The sequence below is a fragment of the Leucobacter albus genome (assembly GCF_039528015.1).
GTDB lineage: Bacteria > Actinomycetota > Actinomycetes > Actinomycetales > Microbacteriaceae > Leucobacter > Leucobacter albus.
Genome location: NZ_BAAAKZ010000005.1, coordinates 1 through 1,855, shown reverse-complemented (window position 1 = coordinate 1,855; position 1,855 = coordinate 1). Strand labels below are relative to the sequence as shown.

3 protein-coding genes are annotated in these 1,855 nt (G+C 70.2%); all 3 read right to left on the bottom strand.

Features of this window, described 5'->3' with window-relative positions; genetic code table 11:
• Nucleotides 1-188, bottom strand: a 188-nt coding sequence (locus tag ABD115_RS08110; RefSeq protein ID WP_343960098.1) for a hypothetical protein, incomplete at its 3' end; no start/stop codon positions are given.
• Nucleotides 189-637: 449 nt separating this feature from the next.
• Nucleotides 638-1,072, bottom strand: a complete 435-nt coding sequence (locus ABD115_RS08105) for a hypothetical protein (protein ID WP_343960096.1) — start codon at nt 1,070-1,072, stop codon at nt 638-640.
• Nucleotides 1,073-1,152: 80 nt separating this feature from the next.
• Nucleotides 1,153-1,626, bottom strand: coding sequence for a 2-thiouracil desulfurase family protein (locus tag ABD115_RS08100; RefSeq protein ID WP_343960094.1), 474 nt, complete (start codon nt 1,624-1,626; stop codon nt 1,153-1,155).
• Nucleotides 1,627-1,855: the final 229 nt, after the last annotated feature.

Below are 1,855 nucleotides of genomic sequence, written 5' to 3'. Positions count from 1 at the left end.
GGCGCGGGCGCGGGCGCGGGCGCGGGCGCGGGCGCGGGCGCGGGCGCAACCGCAACGGGGCCGGCCCCCGCACCAACCGCATCGGCCGCGGCGGCCGCGTGGGCGATGCCGGTCGGCGCACCAGCGGTCAAGAGGGCCGCGACGGTAGTGGCCGCGAGCCACGAGGTGAGGCGGGAGGAAATCGGCATGGGCTATCACTCTGTTCAGGCATGAGATCTGCGGTCGATGAAGGGCACTGCTACTCGCAGCGGGCCCACCCGCGGGCGAGCCGAGACCACTCTGCCATTCATCTGATGAAGCCGAGGTTGCCATGGCTACCTTTCCCAAGGTTAGCCTAACCTGATCTTCATCTGATGTTTATTCTGCCATGCTCGGGGCGGGCGCGGTAGTGCACCGCAACCGGGGAGGTCGGTGCCCGAGGCGGCAGCGGGGCACCACGCACAGCTGAGCCGCGCGTCGGGCAGCGGGGGCTCCGCAGTTGAACCGTGCGACGCCACAGTTGAGCCGCGCGCAAGGCAGCGCCGACGCCACAGTTGAGCGCGCGGTGACGATGCCACCGGTGCCAGCTCCGAGCGCACGGCCTCCGCCGCGCGAAGGCCCAGCTTCGCTAAGCGCAGCCGCTTGCTAGCGCCTCAGGTTAACCTTGCCGAATGTAGACCGTCTCTGCGAGGTTCTCTGTCGCGGTCATGCCGCTGAGATCAGCAGCTCCAACCCACGCGGTAGTGGCCCCGGCGCCGACCGATAGGCCTTCAGCGGCGCCGCAGCCAAGCGTCCACCCCTCAGCGACCGGGTAGACCAGCAGGCAGACCCCCTCGCCCACATGCGTACCGAGATAGTACTCGGTGCCGGCGCTATCGGCGCCCACAAGGCGAAACGAGCCGGGCGAGACGTTCTTCGCATCGATTTCTGGCGGCGGCGAGTCGGCCGAGGTCGCATCCCGCGCGAGCACGGCGCGCACCCTGTCAGCGCCGCTGTCGGCGCACCCGGCCAGGCTGAGGGCGAGCACACACGCACCAAACATGGCCCCCACCGCACGCACTGTTTGTGTCGCGGGGTTGTGTCTCGCGGTCATTGCGCTTCTCCCTCGGTTGTCTCCGACCGTACCCGTCGCGAGTTACTTAGTCAAGCACAGACCCGGCACGCAGCGTGTGGTCAGCTGCGTTCAGGATCCCGCGCGCCACGCACCGGCGTGACCCGAATTCCGCGCCGCTTGAGGAGCGCGGTGAGCACCCCGTCACCACTCACGAGCTCGCCGCTGTGGCTGCCGTCGTAGACCGTGCCGCAGCCGCACGACGGGCTGCGCGCCTGCAACACAGCCTCGGTGATGCCGCGCTTCGCCGCGATGTCGGCAACGATCTCGGCTCCGCGCACGAACGGGGCAGACACGTCTTTACCGTGAATATCTATCACCGCGGCCGTGCCGTCGAGCACGTCGCCACCGTCTCCCCCGACGATCTCCGCCGGCGGCCTGGGCGTCGGGAGGTCTCCGAGCTGCTCCGCGCATGCCGGGATCGCCCGCCCCGCACGCACCGCCTCGACGATCGTCGGGTCGGGCCGCGCGTTGCCGTCGTAGCGGCACGGCATACCCGCGAGGCACGAGCTTACGAGCACGGGTCTAGCGTTCATGCGCACAGCATACCCGCGGCGGGCTCAGCCTCTCCGCTCGGCTTGCCGCTCTGGCAAGATCGGCCGGGCGCGATCGGCTCGGCCCCCGACAGGCGTGCCCGAACGGGCTCAATATGGCAGTTGTTGTCGCTTCCAGGGCAACATAGCGACAACAACTGCCATATTCATTGGGCGGCGGCGCGGCGCGGGCGGCGGCGCGGGCGGCGGCGGGCGCCGGGCGGCGGCGGCG